Source organism: Acinetobacter sp. YH01007 (genome assembly GCF_013420425.1).
GTDB classification, from domain to species: Bacteria; Pseudomonadota; Gammaproteobacteria; order Pseudomonadales; family Moraxellaceae; genus Acinetobacter; species Acinetobacter towneri.
Window position 1 is genome coordinate 1 of the sequence record NZ_VOYC01000040.1, and the last position, 3,714, is coordinate 3,714.

At 39.5% G+C, this 3,714-nt stretch carries 3 protein-coding genes and 2 pseudogenes; 3 read left to right on the forward strand and 2 right to left on the reverse strand.

The window, feature by feature from the left end:
• From FTT74_RS13685 to rimI, 3 genes and pseudogenes are all read left to right on the forward strand, one after another.
• Positions 1–126, forward strand: a pseudogene (locus FTT74_RS13685) (elongation factor Tu); the annotation flags it as partial.
• A 502-nt stretch (positions 127–628) separates the two neighbouring features.
• The gene (locus FTT74_RS13690; RefSeq protein ID WP_004975282.1) at positions 629–1,510 is read left to right on the forward strand and encodes a metal-dependent hydrolase; all 882 of its coding nucleotides are present in this window, start codon (positions 629–631) and stop codon (positions 1,508–1,510) included.
• A gap of 106 nt (positions 1,511–1,616) precedes the next feature.
• Positions 1,617–2,075, forward strand: a complete 459-nt coding sequence (gene rimI / locus FTT74_RS13695; RefSeq protein ID WP_004975283.1) for a ribosomal protein S18-alanine N-acetyltransferase — start codon at positions 1,617–1,619, stop codon at positions 2,073–2,075.
• Positions 2,076–2,115: 40 nt separating this feature from the next.
• On the opposite strand, the gene FTT74_RS13700 is transcribed toward rimI, so the two are convergent.
• Both FTT74_RS13700 and aat read right to left on the reverse strand, forming a co-directional pair.
• Positions 2,116–2,931, reverse strand: coding sequence for an arginyltransferase (locus tag FTT74_RS13700; RefSeq protein ID WP_131261724.1), 816 nt, complete (start codon positions 2,929–2,931; stop codon positions 2,116–2,118).
• Positions 2,932–2,955: 24 nt separating this feature from the next.
• A pseudogene (gene aat, locus FTT74_RS13705) lies at positions 2,956–3,588 on the reverse strand (leucyl/phenylalanyl-tRNA--protein transferase); the annotation flags it as partial.
• Positions 3,589–3,714: the final 126 nt, after the last annotated feature.

Consider the following 3,714-nt stretch of genomic DNA (forward strand, 5'->3'; position numbering starts at 1 on the left):
GGTGACAACGTTGAAATGTCAGTAGAATTAATCCACCCAATCGCAATGGACCCAGGTCTACGTTTTGCGATCCGTGAAGGTGGTCGTACTGTAGGTGCTGGTGTTGTTGCTAAAGTAACAGCATAATCACTTTATAGTGTGAAAAAGCGCTCCATTTGGGGCGCTTTTTTTATGGCTGTATTTTGTGTGCTAGTTTCCAGGTGGATGAAAGCTTGTCCTACTGTATTGATGGATGAAATAGCTGTTCTTTAAACCTTGAATCAATCTAAAACCATTTTATGAACATTCTTTTGCTGCGGTTTAGTTGCCTTTTTTTCTCTTACATCATAAAAATAATTTTGCTGTCTAATTATTCTTGCTCTTACGTCATAAAAAATCATCGTCTATTTTTTTACTCTTGCGTCGTAAAAATAATTTCATTGTCTATTTTTTACTCTTGCGTCACAAAAAATAATTTCACTTATCATTATTTTTTATTCCTCATGTCCTGAACTGACAACTCACTGTCCTTAACTGCACTTAAATACCGCACAGAAAACCGTAATATGAACTCATACCGAAAAATAAAAAATATAGCGGGTTACAGGAAATGAATGACTTCATTGTTGTAACCTCAGGAGTGAGCAACATGAATGCTAAAGTGAGTATTAGTGAACGTGCAGGGGCGAGTTTTCCTGTCCGTCGAATGAATTTCAACTTTGATGCTGTACCTGAATATTGGATGAATGGTAATGCAGGTCTAACGCATTTTATGACTGCATTATCTGCGTTATTTCCCGCAGGTGAGAAGTTCTTTATAGACAGTGTGCGTGCTGTGCGTTATCACCCAATGCTGAAAGACAATGCAGATTTACAGAAAGAAATCAGTGCATTTATTGGACAAGAAGCCATGCACACGCATGAGCATGTCGGTTTTAATGCCTCTGCACAGAAATTTGGGCATGATGTTGATACTTTGGATTGTTATACAGATACTGTGATTCAAACTACACGCAAATTTATGGCAAAGTTGGCTAAACCGATTGGCATTACACAGAAAATGGTAGATTTAACTGCGACCACTGCGCTAGAACATTTCACAGCTACGATTGCCTCACAATTATTGACCAATTCACATATTCAAGAATTGATGACCGATGACACCATGAAAACTATGTGGTTGTGGCATGCGATTGAAGAAAACGAACATAAAGCTGTTGCGTATGATGTATTTGAAGGTGTGTTTGGCAAAGGTCTGAAAGCCTATGCACTACGTACAAGTTCTTTGGTTATTTCGATGCTGACTTTATTTTTTGTACAAAACTATTTTTTGTGGCGTTTACTAAAACAAGACAAGCAGTTGAATTTGGAAAATTTACGCATGATTTATCGTTATGCCTATAGTCCATCTAAAGGGATTATTACAGGCATGGGCAAAGAAATGTTGTTCTATTTCAAACCGAATTTTCATCCTAACGATTTTGATACCACAACATTATTAAATACTTGGAAAGCTAAATTAGGCTTTTAAACTTTTCCTTTTGGTCAGGCAACGTAAGTTGCCTTTTTTTTTGCTCGATTTTTTTGTCGTGAAATCTATAATGCCTACATCTTAGAACAGCACAAGATCATTTCTTATGATTCGTTTAATGCAAGCCCATGATGTCGCCGATGTGGTTGCGATTGAAAATTTGGTACAAAGTCATCCGTGGAGTGCCAAACAATTTGCCGAAGCGGTAGAGAGTTATCACAGTACCGTGATTGAACATGCAGGGAGAGTGGTGGGTTTTTGTATTTTGCAACCTGTGTTGGATGAAGCAAATTTGTTGTTGATGGCGGTGCATCCAAGTCAGCAAGGCAAAGGTTTAGGTTATCAACTGCTAGAACATTCTATTGCAGGTTTGAAAAACCAACCTGTGCAGATTTTTTTAGAAGTACGTGAAAGTAATTTAGCTGCGATAGCCCTGTATGAAAAGTCAGGTTTTCATCAAATTGATTTACGTAAAAATTATTATCCTAAAACGGATGGCACACGGGAGCATGCCATTATTATGGTGAAATCTTGTAGCGATGATTTTGCCAGTTTGTTTAAGTGAATCTGATCGATGCAAAAATCAGTATTGCATCATTACATTTTTATTTGATGATGGAGTTATTCCAGCCTAAGGGCAGCGTGGTCATTAAGGAGTTTCCCAATTGCTGCACCTCATCGGTATTTAGGCTGCGGTTAATGCGTCGCCATTGACCATCAAGCAGTAGCTCAAGGGGCACATATTGCGATTTATAGTTCATTTTATTGGAATGTGGTACCCAATAACCTAAGTAAACATATTGCAGTCCCAAATGCTGTGCCTGTTCAATTTGTTTTAATACCGCAAATGTTCCGAGTGAGCGACGACTTTCGTCTGGGTCAAAAAAGGTATAGACCGCAGAAATACCATCATCTAAATAATCACAGGTCGATACTGCAATTAAGCGATCATCTTGCCAAACCTCTAAAAAGAAGCTGCTGGTACAACTGTGGATTAGGAATTTTTCAAATTGGTCACGGCTGGCAGGGAACATATCGCCATCGGCATGTCGTTCATTGATATAGCGTTCATACAGCGCATAATGCAAATCACCTGCATCTTGTGGCTTGGTGATTTTGATCTGTAAATCGTGATTGCGTTTCCAAGCTTTCTTTTGCGTGCTGTTCATTTTAAATTCAGCGACAGGAATACGTGAAGAAAGGCATTGGCGGCACAAATGGCATTCAGGACGATAGACAAAATCGCCACTGCGACGAAAACCGACCCGAGAGAGTTCAGACAAAGTCAGCACATCAATTTTATGTGCAGGATCTAAAAAAACCATCCGCGCAGATTTTTCAGGTAAATAGCTGCAATCATGCGGCGGAGTAATGTAATACTGCAAATCATTTAGCAGGGATTTTGGGTGATATGAATTCATTGTCAAGATCCCTCTCTGTTATTGTCATTCAAGTAGGCGCGCATACTGCGCTATTGTTTTACTTGAAAATACACTGTCCTGATATTTTTTCCAATTGATTGCAGGTTGTTTTACAACATCTTGTAACGATTTAAGATAGTCTTGGCGAGAAAGTGTACATGCTCCGAGACTGATTAAATGGTCATTGACCAATTGGCAGTCAATCCAAGGCAATTGTTGTTCTTGTCCGAGCAGCATCAAACTATAAAATGCCATTTTGGAGACATCGGTACGATGGCTAAACATGGACTCGCCAAAACAGCCTTTGCCAATACTGACTCCATATAAACCACCGACCAAACTATCTTGCTCCCAAACTTCTAAACTATAGCCATAACCTGCTGCAAAAAGCTGACAGTAACCTTGAATAATGTCATCAGAAATCCACGTTTCGTTGGCATAACTACGCGGCAAGGCACAATGGTGAATGACCTGCTCAAAGGCATGATTAATAGTGATCCGATAATCCATTTTTTTCATGTTGCGGACTAAGGATTTACTCGGGTGATAATCCTTCGGAAAAATCACACAACGCGGTTCTGGGCTCCACCAACAAATGGGCTCACCTTCTGAAAACCAAGGGAACAAACCATGCGTATAGGCTTCATATAAAGTGGTGAACCGTACCGGGTTTGTCGGAGACTTTTTTATTTAAGTTAGGCCACCTGACCTAACGGGTTAATCTTATCATAGTACATTGCTTCAAACTCAAAAGGCGATACATAACCCAGTGCACTGTGTACA